Annotated in this window: 18 protein-coding genes and 2 pseudogenes; 4 read left to right on the forward strand and 16 right to left on the reverse strand. The window is 61.2% G+C overall.

Features of this window, described 5'->3' with window-relative positions; translation table 11 throughout:
* Nucleotides 1-57 precede the first annotated feature (57 nt).
* Nucleotides 58-534: an excalibur calcium-binding domain-containing protein gene (locus ACFTSA_RS06710; protein WP_377950497.1), complete on the forward strand. Its 477-nt coding sequence runs from the start codon at nt 58-60 to the stop codon at nt 532-534.
* Nucleotides 535-783: 249 nt separating this feature from the next.
* Here the strand turns inward: ACFTSA_RS06710 and ACFTSA_RS06715 are convergent, their stop codons facing one another.
* The 11 genes from ACFTSA_RS06715 to ACFTSA_RS06765 form a co-directional block, all read right to left on the reverse strand.
* A complete protein-coding gene (locus ACFTSA_RS06715; RefSeq protein ID WP_377950498.1) occupies nt 784-1,626 on the reverse strand; it encodes an HAD family hydrolase in 843 nt (280 codons plus the stop codon).
* 26 nt (nt 1,627-1,652) lie between these two features.
* Nucleotides 1,653-4,238: a phosphoribosyltransferase domain-containing protein gene (locus ACFTSA_RS06720; protein ID WP_377950499.1), complete on the reverse strand. Its 2,586-nt coding sequence runs from the start codon at nt 4,236-4,238 to the stop codon at nt 1,653-1,655.
* A gap of 17 nt (nt 4,239-4,255) precedes the next feature.
* A complete protein-coding gene (locus ACFTSA_RS06725; protein WP_377950500.1) occupies nt 4,256-5,488 on the reverse strand; it encodes an HpcH/HpaI aldolase/citrate lyase family protein in 1,233 nt (410 codons plus the stop codon).
* A 29-nt stretch (nt 5,489-5,517) separates the two neighbouring features.
* The gene (locus ACFTSA_RS06730; RefSeq protein WP_377950501.1) at nt 5,518-5,970 is read right to left on the reverse strand and encodes a hypothetical protein; all 453 of its coding nucleotides are present in this window, start codon (nt 5,968-5,970) and stop codon (nt 5,518-5,520) included.
* Nucleotides 5,971-6,451: 481 nt separating this feature from the next.
* Nucleotides 6,452-6,994 carry a TerD family protein gene (locus tag ACFTSA_RS06735; protein WP_377950502.1) on the reverse strand — a complete coding sequence of 181 codons (543 nt, stop codon included), beginning with the start codon at nt 6,992-6,994 and terminating at the stop codon, nt 6,452-6,454.
* Between the two features lie 9 nt (nt 6,995-7,003).
* Nucleotides 7,004-7,516 (reverse strand): hypothetical protein, encoded by a 513-nt coding sequence (locus ACFTSA_RS06740; protein WP_377950503.1) that lies wholly within the window; start codon nt 7,514-7,516, stop codon nt 7,004-7,006.
* Nucleotides 7,517-7,546: 30 nt separating this feature from the next.
* The gene (locus tag ACFTSA_RS06745; RefSeq protein ID WP_377950504.1) at nt 7,547-8,740 is read right to left on the reverse strand and encodes a toxic anion resistance protein; all 1,194 of its coding nucleotides are present in this window, start codon (nt 8,738-8,740) and stop codon (nt 7,547-7,549) included.
* 27 nt (nt 8,741-8,767) lie between these two features.
* Nucleotides 8,768-9,349 (reverse strand): TerD family protein, encoded by a 582-nt coding sequence (locus ACFTSA_RS06750; protein WP_377950505.1) that lies wholly within the window; start codon nt 9,347-9,349, stop codon nt 8,768-8,770.
* A gap of 81 nt (nt 9,350-9,430) precedes the next feature.
* Nucleotides 9,431-10,012: a TerD family protein gene (locus tag ACFTSA_RS06755; protein ID WP_377950506.1), complete on the reverse strand. Its 582-nt coding sequence runs from the start codon at nt 10,010-10,012 to the stop codon at nt 9,431-9,433.
* 31 nt (nt 10,013-10,043) lie between these two features.
* Nucleotides 10,044-10,634, reverse strand: coding sequence for a TerD family protein (locus ACFTSA_RS06760; protein WP_377950507.1), 591 nt, complete (start codon nt 10,632-10,634; stop codon nt 10,044-10,046).
* 25 nt (nt 10,635-10,659) lie between these two features.
* A complete protein-coding gene (locus ACFTSA_RS06765; RefSeq protein ID WP_377950508.1) occupies nt 10,660-11,778 on the reverse strand; it encodes a DUF475 domain-containing protein in 1,119 nt (372 codons plus the stop codon).
* Nucleotides 11,779-12,519: 741 nt separating this feature from the next.
* Here ACFTSA_RS06765 and ACFTSA_RS06770 point away from each other — a divergent pair.
* Nucleotides 12,520-13,275 (forward strand): VWA domain-containing protein, encoded by a 756-nt coding sequence (locus ACFTSA_RS06770; RefSeq protein WP_377950509.1) that lies wholly within the window; start codon nt 12,520-12,522, stop codon nt 13,273-13,275.
* A 72-nt stretch (nt 13,276-13,347) separates the two neighbouring features.
* Here the strand turns inward: ACFTSA_RS06770 and ACFTSA_RS06775 are convergent.
* Nucleotides 13,348-13,472, reverse strand: a pseudogene (locus ACFTSA_RS06775) (ABC transporter ATP-binding protein); the annotation flags it as partial.
* Between the two features lie 4 nt (nt 13,473-13,476).
* Here ACFTSA_RS06775 and ACFTSA_RS06780 point away from each other — a divergent pair.
* Nucleotides 13,477-13,728 (forward strand): annotated as a pseudogene (locus ACFTSA_RS06780) (response regulator transcription factor); the annotation flags it as partial.
* Between the two features lie 49 nt (nt 13,729-13,777).
* On the opposite strand, the gene ACFTSA_RS06785 reads toward ACFTSA_RS06780, so the two are convergent.
* The 4 genes from ACFTSA_RS06785 to ACFTSA_RS06800 all read right to left on the reverse strand — a co-directional run bounded on the left by ACFTSA_RS06785 (nt 13,778) and on the right by ACFTSA_RS06800 (nt 16,567).
* Nucleotides 13,778-14,101 (reverse strand): hypothetical protein, encoded by a 324-nt coding sequence (locus tag ACFTSA_RS06785; protein WP_377950510.1) that lies wholly within the window; start codon nt 14,099-14,101, stop codon nt 13,778-13,780.
* 80 nt (nt 14,102-14,181) lie between these two features.
* Nucleotides 14,182-15,021 (reverse strand): hypothetical protein, encoded by an 840-nt coding sequence (locus tag ACFTSA_RS06790; RefSeq protein ID WP_377950511.1) that lies wholly within the window; start codon nt 15,019-15,021, stop codon nt 14,182-14,184.
* Nucleotides 15,018-15,566, reverse strand: coding sequence for an RNA polymerase sigma factor (locus ACFTSA_RS06795; RefSeq protein ID WP_377923048.1), 549 nt, complete (start codon nt 15,564-15,566; stop codon nt 15,018-15,020). The genes ACFTSA_RS06790 and ACFTSA_RS06795 overlap by 4 nt, the downstream gene beginning before the upstream one ends.
* A 104-nt stretch (nt 15,567-15,670) precedes the next feature.
* Nucleotides 15,671-16,567, reverse strand: coding sequence for a hypothetical protein (locus tag ACFTSA_RS06800; protein WP_377950512.1), 897 nt, complete (start codon nt 16,565-16,567; stop codon nt 15,671-15,673).
* Between the two features lie 189 nt (nt 16,568-16,756).
* Here ACFTSA_RS06800 and ACFTSA_RS06805 point away from each other — a divergent pair, with 189 nt between their 5' ends.
* Complete coding sequence (locus tag ACFTSA_RS06805) at nt 16,757-18,271, forward strand: MFS transporter (RefSeq protein ID WP_377950513.1); 1,515 nt, start codon at nt 16,757-16,759, stop codon at nt 18,269-18,271.
* Nucleotides 18,272-18,359: the final 88 nt, after the last annotated feature.

An 18,359-nucleotide genomic window follows, 5' to 3' on the forward strand; every position in this document is an offset into this window, starting at 1 on the left:
TCGACCAGCCAGTGTTCTATAGTCCTCTGCACAACTCCCGTAACCACGCGGAATTCAGTGCAGTCAGCTTCTGAAACCGACACCGGGGAAGGTGCGCTGGTGGCAAGGGGCTCCACCGTTCACCTCGGCGTCAAGTCCCTGGAAAAGCTCGCGGCGGAAAAGGCGGCCGCAGACAAGGCTGCGGCTGACAAAGCTGCGGCAGTGAAGTCGGCGGCGGTGAAGGCGGCAGCAGCCAAGAAGGCTGCGGCGGACAAGGTCGCGGCTGACAAAGCTGCCGCGGCGAAGGCTGCGGCGGACAAAGCTGCGGCAGATAACGAGGCAGCAGCTGCTGCTGCAGCAGCTGCGAAGCAGGCAGCGCAGCAGGCGGCCGTACAGCCGGCGCCGGTGGCTCCCGCCGTACCTGCCGCGCCGGCGGCTGCCTACTTCGCCAACTGCACTGCCGCCCGGGCTGCCGGCGCCGCACCGCTTTATGCGGGGCAGGCCGGCTACCGGGCCGGTCTTGACCGCGACCACGACGGCGTGGCCTGCGAGTAGTTGCCAAAACTTGTAGGGCAGTGGATGCCTCAGTCATCGGAAGTATCCACTGCCACTGCTTATTGCGTGGGTCCCGCAGAACGAGAACCGGATCCACGGCAGAAGTCCATGGTTCGCGGCCCTAACGCCGGTGCGAGCCCCGCTGAATACGGAGCAGCGGGTTCGGGACGCAGATCGACTCATTGGGCGAGCACCGGAACCGATCGGACAACCAGCTAGGCCAAGCGACAAATTCCAAGGCACCTGCAACTAGACTTTCGCTGCCGCGCCAGCGTGAGCCAATGCGAAGTGCAGTATCTCCTCGCCCGCTAGGATGCCAGATCTCGAGGTCACGCTGAGGTGATCTCGCTTGTAGGCCATCTGCTCGAGCTCACCGTGGGAGGGTCTGATGGCCCGATCGGCCAATTCGAGTATGCCTGCATCGAGTTTCGAGTCGCCCGCAGCGACCAAAATGTCGACCGGCATCCGGCGTCGGATTTCCGCCACAGCCGACTCTTTCGTCACGGGAGAAGGCACACAGTACAGTTTTCTGCCCTGGAGCGACGTACTCCATCCCCGTTCGTGGCACCAACCGGTTAAGTTCTCGAGATACTGGGGGGATAGGTCCTCGCGGTTGACGATGCTGTACACAAACACATCTTCCGCGCTTCGGACTCGAAGTATTGCCTCAACTGCACCGGCGCCGGCGAGGTGGTCCAGCACCTCGGTAAGGGGAGCGCAATGTGCTTCGACAGTTTGCCGGATGTGGTCGCCCCACTCCCGGTCCGGCCCTCCATTGTGCAGGAGAACGGCTCCGTTCGTAGTGACTGCGTAGCCTCGGCCTCGGCCGGGAATGCGCACTCGATGGAATTGCTCCTTCGTGCGCGTCGTGACTGGTACGAACATTGCTTCCCGTACAAGGTCGCCCAGTAGACCTTCAGCGGCACGGGTCATGAAGGAGAGCGGAACCCCGCCGTATACCTCGGACACCACCATTGACGGTGCGTCGTGGTCAGGAGCATCGAGCTTCATGGCGTTGGCGGAGTAGATCAGCGTGCGGTCAAGATCGCAGGCCACCATCACCGAAGGCTCGGCTACCGGATTCTCGAACAAGTCCGTGGCCTCCTCTGTCGTTGCCGTCATGATCCGACCGCTGCCGGCATGGCGGTTGCCGCGGAGTCGGATATAACTTGCAAAGGATGGATCAAGCCAACACAGCTATACGGCAGATCCGGTACATAGACCACCTCCACGTGGCGGAGTTCGGCTAACAACAGGACGTGGGCAATATCCTCGCGCGCGTCAGGCCGGGCGAGGATCTTCCACGGTACGCGCCGCAGCAGGACTCGAGTTGTTTCCCCGACGCCGGGCTTCACAAGGTTTGTGTTGTTGATACCAAATTCCTGGCTGATACGTTCGACTGCCGCCCATCCTGACCAGTTGGCCTCGGGAAGGTCCCGGCCATCTGCACCGGTACTAATCCACCCGGCAAGTGCGTCGGCCCGCACCTCGGAAAACTGTTCCGTTACCGCATCCAAAAACCTGCCCGAGACGTCCTGGTCAGCAAGATGGTCGTAGAACTTGGCCCCGTGGAAATCGTTCGGAAGAATCAATTCGCGGTTGAATACGGTCCTCGAAACCAGACCGGAGACTGTGGAATTCAGGCAAGCCGAGGGTATGAGGAAATCTTCTCTCGTGCCGAATATCTGAACGCAATGCCCCGGGTCTGCCAGCACTGCTAGGTCTGCATGGAATCGGGCGCCATCAGTCCTTTCAAACAACTCGACCGCTGATGCTAGCTCTCGGGCAATGGCACCTTTGCCCGTCCACCCGTCCACGAAAATGATGTGCTCGGGTCGGTGGTGAGATGCAAGGTAGCTCAATGCGGTTTGATCTATCCCCACGCCGCGCACAATACTCAAGGTGTAATGGGGCAAATCGATGTTGAGTGTTGCCTTCGCCCATCGTTTCATCAAGACTCCGATGGGCGTTCCGGCGCGGGCTAGTGAGACCAAAACGGGTTCGCCTCCCCGGAGGGCCAGGACTTTTTCTGTGACAGTTCCGACGGCGCGTGCCACCCTGGCCGACGAACGCATCAAGGCTTGGTGAAACAGCTCCTGATACGCCGCCGGGGGCTCATATTCTTGGGGGAGAGATTCCGCATAGTGGGCCGCGCCGGATTGGATCGCTGCCTCTCGCTCCGCTGTTGGGGCCTCCAGCTGGGCGAAGCTGATGTCCTTCAGCAGCCATTGGACCTCGTCCTTCGAATATGAACCAAAGGCGGGGCCCAGCTGCGGCTCCGGAAACGGATGATGCGCGCGTAGCAGTACGATGCGAACGTTGGTGCCCGTACTCGCGATCGCGTGAGAGATGCTTGCCGGTCCGATCAAGGCTTCCACGGCGGTGCCGGGTTCCGCCATGATCACGACTTCGTCGAAGCGTCCCGCAGGGTGAGCGAAGTTATAGGCGAATCTGGGGCCAGGACCGTCCACGGCTTCGTCGTGGCTGAGAAATCTGACCGAAGACCGTATGGCATACCCCGCTTGGTCAAGGACGGCTATGGGAGAGCGGGTACTTGTGGAATACCGAATGTCAGCGTTCGACAGGCGCGATTGAAGGCGATGGGCCGTGGCCAACGGCAAGGCCATGAACTCCTCTGTAGCGAGGACAAGAATGCGTCCGCTGCCAGGGGCTACGGCGGCGATTTCATCGGCTATGCACTGCGCTAGCTCCGATGCCTTGCCGGCATCGACGCCGAAACGGGGACTGCGGACACCAGGAACGATGTCTGAAAGGTCGAGCACCGACACGAGCCCCATTGGTAAAGGCGGGTTCTCACCGGATGGGAACTGCGCGATCATCGACGCTGCGTTACTGGGCAAATCGTCCGGAAGATGAATGGCGCCGTTTGCAAGCGCGACGACACTGATCCGGCAGCCAAGTTCGGTTGCCAGCGCATCCAGTCTTCCTTTGTCCGTTTCTGATCGCAGATCTACGAGGGAAGCCACCACGTAGTGACGATGACGAGCGACCTTATGCAGCGCGACGATGGTGTTGACAATCGTGACCCCCGTACTGAACTCGTCGTCGACGAGCACAAGAGTGCCGGCTTGGCTGACTGCCGCATGCCTCGTGGGAAGGAGCTGGTGTGAGGGTGCATGCGAATGGGGTTCTTCGAAGGTGCCGTACGGTCGCACTGACCCCTCACCAAAAGCTGCATGGCGAGTTGAGTGGATGTAGTAAGTTCCGAGCGTCTCGGCCACGAGCTGTCCCAGCCCAGTTGCTGTTTCGGCGTATCCGATCGTCGCGACTTCGGGCATGATCGAGGAATAGCTTCGGAGATCGCGGCACAGACCGTCGACGGCGCGCGTTCGGTCCGGTCCGATCCGGTCAGGCTCGTCGGGAGAAGTCAGGAACCCATGCAACCTTATGGCGGCTTCATGAATGACCTGCTGCAACTCTTCACGATGTGCGTCCATGGAGCTGCCGTCCCAAATTAGCTCTTGCCGAACGACCAGACCAAGGAGGAGGCCGGCAGCAATGGCAATTCCCGGTTCAGTGGGGACGTGCTTTGCCAACACCCGTGAAACGAGCAGATGCGCACGCTTGGGGTTCCGGCGCAATGCCAAATCCACGAGTTCTTCCACGGGCAGCAAACTGGAAAGGGGATTTGTGGTGACAGTAATTCCGAGCTCGCTGAAGACATCTGTACCACGGACGTTCATGGCGGGTCTGTCTACTGTCATCTCATGCTCGCTTCCAGAAGTTCTGCAAAACTGATGCCTGCGTTCGCCACACCGAAAGCCCTGGCCCGGAGCAGCGTGCGCTCAGCCCAGGAGCGGTGAGGTTTCAGCTCATTCATTTTGTTTCCGTACGACGAGGCTTTTACGCCTCCCGAGAGACCTGCCATTATGTCCAGCGCATCCAGGTACTCTTCGTGGCTGACAACAGACATTGAGTGGACGATCGGGACATGACTCGGATGAATGACGGTCTTGCCTACTAGGCCGTTCGCTTGGTCGAGTTCGATTTCGCGAATCAGCCCGTCAAGGTTGTCCATGAGTAGCCGCTGGCGCAGTTCGGCTTCATTGACCGTACTAAAGGGCGTCGCTCGTAAGAGCGGACGGAGCACGCGCTCACTGTTGCTGAAGTGTTCCCACACCGGGCCCGTGATGACCCAGCCCTCGTCTGTGCGCCCAAAAATGTTGACGACGTCGCCGATAGCGTTCGCGACCACGTTCACGTCATAAATGGTCAGGTCCCGTGAGCGGCGGATGCCAAAGGTGCTGGACATATCTGTAGCCCCGATCCTGACGCAGAGCACGGTGTCCCGGAAGGAGGTCATGAGGAAGAATGCATTGGCCAGTGCGCGCTGCCGAGTCTCAACGTGCATCATGAGCTTGTCTTCGATGATCGGCATTGCCAGCAACGGTGGCGCCCCGCACCTGATTTGTTCATCAGTCTTGGTGGCGGCTTTGACGGCGGCCCGAGTTACCGTGCGGCCGGTCTCCTGATTCAGTCGTTGCAGCGCTTCCAGAAAGGCGCGTCCGCGGCCCGTTTCGTTCTCGAACTTGGGCAGCACGAACCCTGTCACGACGTCGAGGCCGCTGCCAGCCCTGCGCCCGATGTCAAGCAGCTGCTCGGGGGTGCGGCACCGGACAAATAGAAACGGCAGTGATCCCTCTGGGTCGGGCAGGGAGTGTAGTTCCGCCAGCGCCGCGAGAAGGTTACATTCCGCCGATCTCACGTCGTCGTCCGGAATGGAGTCCTCCAAGCAGAGCACGATGCTGACGCAGCCTCGTTCGGTTTGTTTGAGGACGCTTTTCGCCAGGTCCGAACGACTCGCAGGTGAATACAGGGTTGCCCCCAGGGCCACCGCTAGGAGCGAGGAATCGGTGCGAACACCCAGCTTTTCCGGGGGAACGAGGAACAGCCGGTCTCTCTCGGTCTGGCTTATGGCCTTGAAGTGCTGCACGGTCCCCCAAATTTTCCAGTCATAAAGCGTCAATGCCCTGCAGGGTGGACGTGCACCGGAGTGGTCATCCGGAAGCCAAAAGTAGCCCAGGTGGCCTCATCGGTGGCATCCGCTACGTACTCGGCTCGCAGCTCAACCAGTTCACCGATTCGGGATAGGTGCAGAATAACCTTTTCGCTGTTTGACGTTGGGGCAGGGACGGCTGCGGCAGCTCCATCGAAATGTCGGATTATTAGCGGTTCGTCTGCCCCAACAAAAATGGCGCGTCGCAGATGCCGGACATGGCGAAGAGTGACGGCGACCGCACCTTCGTGAAATGCCACGAGTGGGCGGTTTCCCCGCGTAACGATGACGGTGCCCGCTCTTTGCCCGCTGGAACTTTCAGCACCCGTCGTCAGATCGGTCCCCTCCCAGGCCGTTGAACGCACGCCGGAGATGAGGAGCGTGCCGATTCCTGCCTGCCGCGAGTTCAAGCGCGCCACGGGAGTCTCCTTTGACAGATGGCGAACGCTCGTGAAACTTGGAGCCGGAAACAGGAGCGACGAAACACTATGCCGCTGTGGGGCTTGTGGTCCCACTGTCGTTCTATTGAGGAGAGGTTGTCCGCTGCTGTGCCTTTGCAGACTTACGGAATTCGGTGTTCCGGCAGTGTAGTCGGCAGGAGCCGAAGGTGCCGCACCAGCGGGCGTTCGGCGAAGCGTTAGCCCGATTTCAGGAGAAGACGATGCAGGGGTGGGGGCACTGCTGGGCGCTGCGGATCGTTCGGCGCTGCGGTGCGGGCGGGTCAGATCAAGTCCTTCGACCGCTGGGCTGCTGGGTGTACGGAAACCAGGACGATCGTTCGACTCCGGATGTCCCCTGTTCGCATCGTTCTGGTCGATGCCGGGGGCTGGCTGTTCCGGTTTTCTTCGTCGGGAAATGTAACTAATGTCTGGGCGTGGGGACCGTCGGCCAATGTCCAACTCAGAGGCTCAATCCGTAATCGGTGGCAACGCCGGCCAGCCCATTTTGATAACCCTGCCCGACAGCTCTGAACTTCCATCCGACGCCGTGTCGATAGAGCTCACCGAACATCATTGCTTTGATCTGACTTTGATTACCACCGGGAATGTCGAATCGGAGGAGTTCACGGGTCTTTTCGTCTGCCAAGCGAATGTACGAATTCTTCACCGCACCGAAGTTGCCCGGTCCGCGGACATCCGGATCGACATAGACTATGAACGCGATCTTCCGGACAGCCTCGGGGACGCGGTCCAGATCAACGTCGATTTGCTCCACATCCTGAGTACCGGCAAACTCCATGCCCCCCTCCGGGCTGGAGAGCTGATTGAAGAAAACCAGATGCTCGTCGGACAACGCTCGGCCGTCGCTGCCGCACATGATTGCCATTGGAACCAGCTCCGACTGCGGACCCCGGCTAGGTGTGACGGTCCATCCGAATCCGACGAGGACTCGACGAAGTTCCGGGTTCTCGGCTGTCAGCGGCGCGTTACTGCCGGGGATCATAGATGGCAACTAACTTCCTTCCAGATGAAGACTGCTGAGATCGAATTTGTCCTGCAGGAAACGGCCATGGACGGCTAGTTCCGTCGCGGCCCCGCTGCGGACCTGTTTGTCGAGGTCCACGGCAGTTGCATGGAGCGTGGCCAGTTGCGCAAACAGCGCAGCGGATTCCGGCGAGTCCTCGCGGCGGACCGATTTGGCAAGCTTCAGGTAGGTGCTCAGCGATGTCGGCAGATAGTCGCTCACCATGGCACCCAGCAGCACAGTCTGTTCGACGGAAGCGCCGGATTCCTGGAGATACACAGTTAACGTGGCGAGCAGGTCGTCGATCTGGCGGAACTGCGAATAGGCGAGGGTCGGGAGTTCTGCACCGTTAGCGCGCAGTATTTGGCGCAGCGCACTCAGTGCAGCTGCACAGTTCGCTAGCTCATCCTCACGTTCATCCACGTCAACGAATCGCTGTTCGGCAACAGCATGGCTTGTGGGGCCATTACCGAACAGCGATCCGAGGAACTTACCGACCATCGAAGCGCCGGAGTCGACTCACGCGCGTCATCAATTGCCTTCTTGCTGGCGCACTCGTTCAAGGTAGGGCCGGGCGCGTTCCAAGCCAGACTCAAGGGCCAATACTGTGCCCTCCATGCTCTTGTTGGCCTGTGAACGGAAGGTGTCAATCGCGTCCATCGTCTGGAAAACATTGTCGAAGGCCCTCTGCAGGGTCTCAACGCTGACGCCCGAGCTGGCTGCCTGCTGGTGAATTCTTCCGGTCTGTTCCTTCAGCATCTCGCTGGTCTTCAGGATCATATTATTGGTGGTCGTGTTTATGGCGTCGATCTGGTCGAGCACCATCTTTTGATTTGCCAAGGCCTGGGCCACAATTACAGCGGTCCGCAGGGCGGAAATCGTGGTCGTCCGCGCCCGTTCCACACCCTTGATGAGCTCAGTATTGTTCTTGCGGATCATGTCAATTGCCAGGTATCCCTGGACAGAGACGGCCAGCTGAGTCAGGATGTCTTGGTGTCGCTGGCGGATGGGGAAGAGTACATCGGAGTTCAATTTGTTGGCTTCCTCGATTTGTCCCCGAAGCTTCATCGACTCGATCTTTTCGGCTGTGGCCGTGTCAAGCGCTTTTGCGAAAACAGCATACTCGCTCAGGCCCTGCATCGTTTCCCAGAGCGTCGCCTTTTCCTGCGCAAGGCTGGCGTTATCCTTTAGCAGTTCGTCCTGGCCAGCCAGGAGCGACTTGATGATTTTATCCAGCTGCTTTTGCGAGGACTCGTACTTTTGGAAGTACTTGGCCATCTTGTTGCCGCCGGGAATCATCCCGAGAATCTTTCGGCCGACAGTAAAATCTGCTTGATTAGGTGTGAGGTCCTCGACAGTCGACCGCAACTCACCCAGCGTGGAAGCCACGTAAACCTGGGCACTGTTTCCCGACTTCTTGGCACCAGCAAGTGATGTGGACGACCGCTCGAGGAGCCGACTCGAGGTGTTCGAAGAAGCCACGAGCTGCTGACCGGCCAGCCTGTTTATGCCGTCGATCTTGCTCGTATATTCCGGGCTGAGGGGGTTTAGGGTAGCTACTTCTGCGATGTATTCCCGGGCCTGTTCGTTGATTTCCGCCTGACGTTCAGCAGGTACAGGGACCATGCCCGGTGCGTCAGCTTCCTTGACGATCTCAGGCGCCTCGGGTGCTTTTAGAATAAGGGTTGACTCTGATGCGTCCGGCGGCGTGAGCTGAATACTCATTTTTGGATCCTTCTCGTAGTGGTGTGGCTAGCTGAGTTGGACGCCGAAGTCAGCGGCCACACCCGCCAGGCCGGAAGCGTAGCCCTGTCCGACGGCCTTGAATTTCCACTCGCCATTGTGGCGGTACAGTTCAGAGAAAATCATGCAGGTTTCGGGGGCTGCATCTTCGCTGAGGTCGTAGCGAACGACTTCCGCATCCGACTCCTGATTGACTACGCGGCAGTAGGCAGATCGTACCTGGCCGAAGTTCTGACGACGGGTGTCTGCCTGATCGATCGAAACGACGAACACGATCCGGGCAACGTCGGCTGCCAGCGCCGCCAGATCCACGGTGATGACCTCGTCGTCCCCGGCCCCTTCGCCGGATCGGTTGTCCCCCTTATGGACGACCGAACTATCGGCGGTCGCCGGCTGGTTGTAAAAAATGAAGTCGGCGGAGGTTCGGACCTTCCCATCGGAGCCCAAAAGCAGGGCAGATGCATCGAGATCGAACGCATCACCCGTCGTCGTCCGTGGGTCCCAACCCAGTCCCACGTGAACCTTTGTCAGGCTCGGGTCCGACTTGGTCAAAGAGAGGTTGCTGCCCTTGGTGAGGGTGAGACCGGCCATACCCATGCTCCTTAAATTGCCTATGTCAGTGACGGAAGGTCTGTGGAACCCAAAGGAACATCCACGGACCTTACCGAAGAGTTAATTCAGAACAATACCGAAATCAGATGCAATACCGTGCAAGCCAGAGGCGTATCCCTGACCGACAGCACGGAACTTCCATTCGCCGCTATGCCGGTAGATCTCGGCGAAAATCATGCAAGTTTCAGCTGCAGCATCTTCCGACAAGTCATAGCGGACGATCTCGTTGTCAGTGTCGACGTTTACTACCCGGCAAAACGCGTCCCGAACTTGGCCGAAATTCTGACGCCGTGCCTCGGCCTGATCGATCGAAACGACAATGACGATCTTCTCAATGTCCCGCGAAACAGCGGCAAGATCGATGATGATTTGCTCGTCATCGCCTTCTCCTTCGCCCGTGCGATTGTCGCCCTGGTGCACAATAGCGCCATCCGCTGACTGCAGTTGGTTATAGAAAATGAAGTCGTCATTCGACCGGACCTTGCCAGCTGCCGTCAGAAGCAGGGCCGAGGCGTCAAGGTCAAACTGTTCACCGGCCGTCGTGCGTGGATCCCATCCAAGGCCGATTATGGCCTTTTGGAGCGCCGGGTCGGCTTTGCTCAGAGAGAGATTGCTTCCCTTGCTAAGGGTCAAAGTTGCCAACGGAATTCTCCTTAAGAGTTGTGGTTGAGTGCTAAAGGGTAGCGGCCGCAGGCCCGACCACGTCGTGCGCCGTCTTGCCGTTTGCGGGTGAACCAATAGCCTGGAAGTTCCACACGCCGCCGACGCGGGACAGCTTTGCCATAACCATGGCGGTGTAGCGACCTGATTCCGCAAGTTGGTACTTGGCTACTTCGGGGCTGCCGGGGACAGAGTCGTCGATCACACGACAGAACGCGTTTTGAACCATGTCGAAGGTTTGCTGGCTGTAGCTGGTGATGACAAAGACTATGTGCTGCACCACGGGGGAAACGGCTGCGAGGTTGACCATGATCGTTTCGTCGTCGCCGTCGCCCTCACCGGTGAGGTTGTCGCCGGTGTGTTGGATGGACCCATCCCGGCTGCGCAGTTGATTGAAGAAGACAGCCTCCAGCGGCTGCTTGTTTCCGTCGAAGAGGATTGCCGAGGCATCCAGATCGATATCAACAGGTTTAGCGTTGCCGAAGAATCCACGCTTGGCGGGAACAGCGGAGTCCCATCCGAGTCCGAGCCGGATGTGTGTCAGGGACTCACCGTTTTGTTTGGTAAGAGATAGCGACTGGCCTTTTTGCAGACTCAAGCCCATGGACTTACTCCCGTTCTTCTAATGGTTACTTGCTGTTTGCTGAAACTGGTTCTGGCGATTCCGCACCTTGGGCGGCAGTAACCTTTTTCTTGTTCCGCCACACCGAACCGGCGAACGCTGCGCCGATGAAAACAACACCGATGAGACCGGTTACGACTTCGTTGACCGGCACGGAAATAGTCACTAGGAGAATGACCGCCAGTGCACCGATGGCCCAATGTGCGCCGTGATCCAGATACTCGAACTCATCCAGCGTTCCTTGACGGACAAGGTAAACAGTCAGGGAACGGACGAACATGGCGCCAATGAGTCCCAATCCAAGAGCGATGATGATGGGATCGGCTGTGATTGCGAAGGCACCGATGACTCCGTCAAAGGAGAAGGAGGCGTCAATGACTTCAAGATACAGAAAGAGCATAAAAGCTGCCTTGCCAGCGACTTTCGCAGCGCTGCTCGGGCCTGAATGAGTAACGGCGGATGCGTCGTCGAAATCAACATCATCGTCATCGTCGACGTCGAAAAGGTTACCCAGACCGTTGACAAGGAGATAGGTGACCAAGCCCAAGAGACCTGACAAGAGGACGATGCCCTGATGTTCTCCGGACAGGAGCCCGGCGACGGCGAGTGCAACGAGGCCGACCACCATCGATGCGCCTTCGAGCTTGCCCAGCTTGGCGAGGGGAATTTCTAGCGCCTTGATCCATTTGATGTCCCGGTCCTCGAAAATGAAGTCCAGGAAGAGCATAAGCAGGAAGAGGCCGCCGAAGGCGGCGATCTGTGGATGTGCTTCATGCAACAGGTATCCGTAGGTCCCTGGCGTGTGCGGGTCACCCTTTTGAAGTGCCAGATTGACAGCTTCTACCGGATTCAATTTGGCAGTGATTCCCACGATAAGAAGAGGGAACAGGACGCGCATGCCGAATACGGCAATGACGATGCCGACGGACAAAAACATTTTCTGCCAGAACGGATTCATTCGTTCCAGAATGCGGGCGTTGACGACTGCATTGTCGAAGCTGAGGCTGACTTCAAGAATGCCCAATATGAGGCAGAGTATGAGTGCCTGCGGGCCTCCGTAGACCATTGCGATGAGGAGGGCGGCGGCGGTGACAGCGAAAGACCAGCCAAAATTTTTAAGAAACACTGTGTATTAACTCCTGTAAAACGGAACAGGCCGTGAGCCCACGGCCCGATCCAAAGGTGCGACCAGGAGTAAGTCCCCCCCTGACTTGTAGACCATCTTAGCGGGCTGCTGCCGCTTGAACACTGTTGCTGGGTCCTTAAACCGCACCCTTTGGTAAACCTTCCCCGATCTTGAGCAAATCTTGAGGAACGGGCCATTAACTCGTAACTGTCGCTTCTTCTATTGGCACCTGATGCATCGCATCGGTCGTACAGCGTCGGGTTGCGCTGCTTGGAACTGGCGGGCTGACAAGAACTCGAAATTCATGGGGGTACCAAATGTCGGAAATCGGTCGGACTATCCACGAAGTGGCTTCCACCATCCGCCGGAAAGCGCGCAACTCTGCTCTGATCAATGGCGCTATTTTCGTTGCCGGGCTCGTTGTGAGTCTAGGGACACTGTCGTCCGCGACGAGAGCCGGCGGCACCTACGTTGTTTTCTGGGGAGCGATCGTGTTTGGGCTCTACGGATGTATCCGGGGGATTGTCCGCTACGCACGAGCTGATGGAGAGGCGGCAGCTCTCGTGGCTGTGCACATGCAGCTAAACAGCCGGAACTAATGCGGCCTATCGGCCGGAACTAGACAAGTCGACTACTTGGCCGAATACATAGACGGCTGCCTCGGCAATGCTGCCGCGGGGAGCCTGTCAGATTCGTCATGGTCGACGGCTTGCAGTCTACACTCTACGAAAAGGACTAGTGATGGCACTTTCCCTCGACAAAATTAGCACCCAAGCGCCGAGTCTCCTTTCTCTGGCGAAGACCGCAGCTCATGCGGTCGACCTCTCAGGTCTGAACGGCCAGACGGCGAAAGTTGCGGTCGCCCTGGACTTCTCAGGCTCCATGAGCCCTGTCTATGGCTCAGGGGCTATGCAGCGCCTGGTCGAAAAGGTCTTGGCCTTGGGAACCCAGTTCGACGACGACGGAGCCATCGATTTCTTCGTCTTCGACTCCAGAGCCGCGTATTTGGGCGAGATCGGCATCGGTGACTTCGCGGGCTCCGTGAACCGTCTCACCAAGGGGAGGCATATGGGCACCACGAACTATGCCGATGCGTTCCTCACCATCCGCGACCACTTCGGGTTTGCACCTCCAGCCCGGCCCAAAAGAGGGTTCTTCGGGCTCGGTAAGGCACAACCAAGTCTGACCATTTCCGCAGACATTCCGGTTTATGTTCTGTTCCTAACCGACGGTGCCCCGGATAACAAGAACGCTGCTATCCAGGCTTTGACCGAAGTGTCCACCGCTCCGATCTTCTGGAAGTTCCTCTCGATCGGGCGGCAACCGATGACATTTCTCGAGCAGTTGGACACCCTCACGCAGCGCTTCGTGGACAATGCCAATTACGAGCCCATCGGAGACGTGGACTCCATCAGCGACGCCCTGCTGTTCAAGAAGATGCTGGAGGAATTCCCGGACTGGCTCAAGGAAGCGCGCACGAAAGGCCTCATCAAGTAACCCACTTAGTGAGCCAGGACGAGCCTGAAAGTGCTGTGGCGGGAGCGGATGACGGTATGGGGGAGCGCACGTTCACGCCGGGACCACCGGCGCACTCAGCCTCCCGTCCCGCATCGTGGCCACGGCGTCGGTGGGGGCGCGAACTCGGTGTCGTGGGTGACCATCACCGTCGCCACCCGGAATTCGTCCGTGACCTTGCAGGAGACGGCACTCGCGCCGAGGGTCGCCGTGCTGCTCATGGGCCGGATCGGCAGCCCCGCCCCGACGCTCACGCCGCGGGAGGTACAGCTGCTCGAGCGGCTGGCCACGGGGCTGCCCAACCGCGCCATCGCCAGGGAGATGTTCATTTCCGAGGCCACGGTGAAAACCCACCTGGTGCACATTTACGGGAAGCTCGGCGTGGACAACCGCACAGCGGCCATCGCCGTGGCGACGGAGCGGCGGATCATCCGCGGCGCGGTTCGCGCTGACCGCAAGCCCGGCAACCGGGCTTCGGGGGCGGCTACTCGGCCGAGCGCCGGTTGCGGGCCAGGCGGGCCAGGCGGCGGAACGCCAAGATAAAGATGGTCTCGATCAGCACCATCAGTCCGAGCAGCAGCCATTGCCCGCGGCTGATGAAGAAGACGGCGCCGGTGAGGACCAGCACGGTTCCCAGCGCCAGAGCGTAGACGGCGAACCCGAGGGCCACCCGTGCACTGCGCACGCCGGTGCGGAAGCCGAAGCCCTGGGGCTGCCCGCCGGGCAGTCCCTCCACGCGGTCGCGGCCTGCGGGCGGGAGCCGGTCGAACTCCTGCCACAGATCCTCGTCATGATCCCGATCGGTCATGCTTCCATTATCCCGCCTGCTTGGGTGGTGGCGGCGCCCAGTGATCGAGCGCCGACCCTAATTGGGTCGGCGCCGTCAGCCTACCGCCGGCCGCCCTGGCCCCGGCCGTTGTTGTGCTGGCCGGCGTGGTGCCCGCCGCCGTGCCGGTTGCCATCCTGACCGGCCCAGTCGTGGTGCCGTTCCCTGCCCTTCGCGTTCCCGTTGCCGGGGACCCAGCCGCCGCGCGTCCCGTCCACGGCTGGCCTGTCCGCCCGCGATGCCTGGTCACCCGAGCGGGCAGCGCCCGGCCCGGCCGGCTTTCCGCCGTGCCGCGGCACGGCCGGGTGTGGTCCGCCATTCTGCTGCGACCGCCAGCCGCGCTCAGCTCGGGGGGAGGACGCATGCCGTTCGCTGGGGGAGGGTCCCGCCGTCGGAACCGTAACCCTAACCGGCGCCGGAACGGCGGGAATGGTCCCGCCCGTCGGCGCGGCGGGGGAGGGAACGACGGCGGGACCCGGCTCCGGTGACTTCGCCGGCGGGGCGGGTGCCGGCGTCGTCGGTATTGGGGTGGTGAACGAACTGAAGATGGCCCGGACCGTCTCTTGGGCCTGGCTGCGCAGCCCGTCGTTCCCGGCGGCGGCCCCGCCGGCGATGCCGAGCGACGCTGCCACGGCCAGCGACGTGAACACGGCCCGTTTCTTCCTCCGGTGCCGGCGCGGCCAGTCCGCCAGACTGACCACCTCCGCGTCAGCGGGCCCACCCATCAGCGCGGCCACCTCGGCAGACGGCTGCGGAACCTCCGTGCCCCGGACGCTCCGCAGCTCCAGCAAGACGGCCCGCAACTCGGCGTCGTCCGGAATGCCCGACTCGGCGAGCAGCGCATCCACGCACCGCTCATCGGCGAACCGGCGCTCTGACTGCCTTCTGTCTTCAGTGGTCATGACGCGCCTTCCTTCCCTAAGGAACGGAGTTTCCTGAGCCGGCACAGCGCACGGCGTTGCAGCTGCTTGATGGCTCCCGGGGATTTGCCCATGATTTCCGCCGTCGTCTCCAGCGAGAGGTCCGCGACGATCCTCAGCGACAGGACGTCCTGCTGGTCCTGCTGCAGCGTGCCGAGCATCGCCTGCACGTTCGCCGAGCTCTCCGCCGCCAGCACCTGCTCCTCGGCCGACTCGGCACGGCGCGGATCCGCCTCGGGGTCGTAGCCGGTGGTCAGCGGGGCCTTGATGCGGTGCCGGTGCTCGTCCACGTACCGGGCGTGCGCGATGGAAAAGACCAGGTTCTTGATCCCCTTCGCCCCGCCGCGCACCCGGCCGAGCTGCGGGTACAGGGCCAGGAAGACCTCCTGCGTCATCGCCTCCGGATCCTCCACATCCCGGGCCCGGAGGTAGCTCAGCACGGCGGGCGAGAACTCCTGGTAGGCAGCGCAAAAGGCGCCCTCATCAATCTGGCCGGGCGCCTTCGCCTCATTCTTGACTTTGTGCATCCGCCCCCCGTGACAGATGCCCAGCCTCGGGCACGTTGTGGATGGCCGCCGGGCCGGGATCCCCCCCAGATCATCCCGGCCCCAGCGGTACTCCTGCTGTCAGGTTACCGGTGACCGCGGGAATGGTGATGCGAGTTTCCGGAATGGTTTCCCTGGTTGTGCGACTTTCCGGGGTTGTGCGAGTTTCCCGGGTTGTGCCAGTTTCCTTCGCGGTGCGAGTTTCCCTGCTCGTGCGTGCGGCTGCCGCCGTTGGTGGCGGGCGCCGGGCGCTGCTGTTGTTGCTGCTCAACGCGCTGGGCGCGGGAATCGTCCGTCGGGGCCCCGGTGGACCGGTGGTCCGCCCGGTCCCTGGTCCGGTCGCTGTCCTGCTTGTGATCCCGGTCCCTGTCCTCGTGCCGGTTCTGGTCCGCCCGGTCCTGGTGCTTGTTCTTGTCCCGGTCGCCGTCGTGGTCCCGGTCCTTGTCCCGGCGGTCGACGACGGCGGCGCAGTAGGTCACGATGTTGCTCTTACCGCCCGCTGCCCTCACCAGTGCGGCGTACGCCGTCGACGTGGTGTTCAGGCCACCGTGCCTGAAGGCGTTGCAGAGGCCGAAGGCCGCCGGGCCGGTCGCGTCCGGACCCTTCGCTGCGTGGGTGGCCGATGTTTTCGGTTCCTCGGACGCGGTGGGGGACGGGGCCGGCGTCGGCGTTTCAGTCTCGGTCGGCGTCGGGGTTGGGGAAGGTGACTCCGTTTCCGTTGCTGTCGGGGTTGGCGACGGCGACTCGGTTTCGGTGGCCGTCGGGCTGGGCGACGGTGATTCCGTTTCCGTCTCTGTCGGGGTGGGAGACGGCGTTTCCGTTTCGGTGGCCGTGGGCGTTGGCGACTCCGTCCCCGCGACAAAGGCCGCGGAACCGTCGGGCAGCGACAGCGTGAGCGCGGCCATCGCCGTGCCGCCGGACACCAGCGCCCCGGCGGCGAGCATGGTTATTGCAACCTTGTTTCCAGTAAGAGTGAATAACATGAGACCCTCCGTTGACGAATTTGTGGATTGCGTTCAACTTGCGGTTTCCCCCCGCACCTACTGGATCGAAATTCCGGTCACAAAGGTTACGGGTTTTGTAAAACTTTTTTTGAGCCCGCTCCCAGGCAGGGCAGGCACGCCACAAACCCATCATTGCTGCCGCGCAACACGGGTGGGAAAATGGCCCCTATGACCGAACGGCCTTTGAAAGCCCGGCGCCTCCGCGTCTCGGACATCAACATAGTCAACCACCGCACGCTGCGGAAAGCGCTCGGCGGGACCATCGTCGGGAACACCATGGAGTGGTACGACGTCGGCGTGTTCGGCTACTTGATCACCACCATGGGCCCGGTCTTCCTGCCCGAAGCGGACAAGGCCGTACAGAACCTGTTCCTGCTGGGAACGTTCGGCGCCACGTTCATCGCCCGGCCCCTTGGCGGAATCTTCTTCGGCTGGCTCGGTGACAAGATCGGCCGGCAGAAGGTCCTGGCCATGACCCTGTTGATGATGGCAGGGGCGACGTTCGTCGTCGGCCTGCTTCCCGGGTACAACGTATTGGGTATCTGGGCGGCGGTGCTGCTGGTGGTCACCAAGCTGGTGCAGGGTTTTTCCACTGGCGGCGAGTACTCCGGCGCCACCACGTTCGTGTCCGAGCACTCCCCGGACCACCGCCGCGGCTTCTTCGTCAGCTTCCTGGACATGGGCAGCTACCTGGGCTTCGCGCTGGGCGCCGCACTGGTATCAGCGCTCCAGCTGATCCTCGGGCAGGGACAGATGGAGGCGTGGGGCTGGCGCATCCCGTTCCTCATCGCCGGTCCGCTCGGCGCCGTCGCCATTTACTTCCGCATGAAAATCGAGGAGTCGCCCGCCTTCAAGGCCACCCAGGCGGCGGAAGCCGTGGCCGCCGCGCACCACGAGACCGACGACGACCTCCGTCCCGTGGGCCCGGTCGGAATCTTCAAGGACCACTGGCGCCGCATCCTGCTGGCCATGATCCTCGTGGCGGCCGGCAACACCGTGGGTTATGCCCTCACGTCGTACATGCCCACCTACCTCACCACCAACAAGGGCTACGACGAGATCCACGGAACGCTGCTTACCGTTCCGGTGCTGGTGGTCATGTCGCTGTGCATCCCGCTGACGGGGCGGCTCTCGGACAGGATCGGCCGCCGCCCCGTGCTGTGGATCGGGGCCATCAGCACCGTGGTCCTGGCGCTCCCCGCGTTCCTGCTGATCTCGGTGGGCACGGTTCCCGCCACGCTCGCCGGGCTGGCCATGGTCGCGTTTCCGGTGGCGTTCTTCGTTGCCATTCTGGCCTCGGCACTGCCGGCGCTGTTCCCCACGGCGCACCGCTACTCCGCGATGGGCATCGCCTACAACTTCGCCGTGGCGATCTTTGGCGGCACCGCCCCGTTCATTATTGCCGCTCTCATCCAAGTAACAGGCAACGACCTGATGCCGGCGTTCTACCTCATGTTGACGTCGGCCATTGCAGCGGTTGCCATCTACTTCCTGCCGGAATCCGCCCAGCGGCACCTGCCCGGCTCCATGCCCAGCGTGGACTCCGAAGCAGCCGCCCGTGAGCTGGTGGCGACGCAGGACCACAACCCGCTGCTGGAGATGGACACTCTCCCGTTCGACAGCAGTTACGAGGAGGCACAGGCGGCGCATGGGGACCGCCCCAACAGGCCGACGGTGATGTGAACACGACGGGTAACCGTCCCAATTCGCCCCTAGCAACTGAGCGTTGACTACAGCCTCGAACGGCCTACGATGTGGCGCATCGGGACAT

It is taken from the genome of Arthrobacter sp. NPDC057013 (genome assembly GCF_042674585.1).
GTDB lineage: Bacteria > Actinomycetota > Actinomycetes > Actinomycetales > Micrococcaceae > Arthrobacter.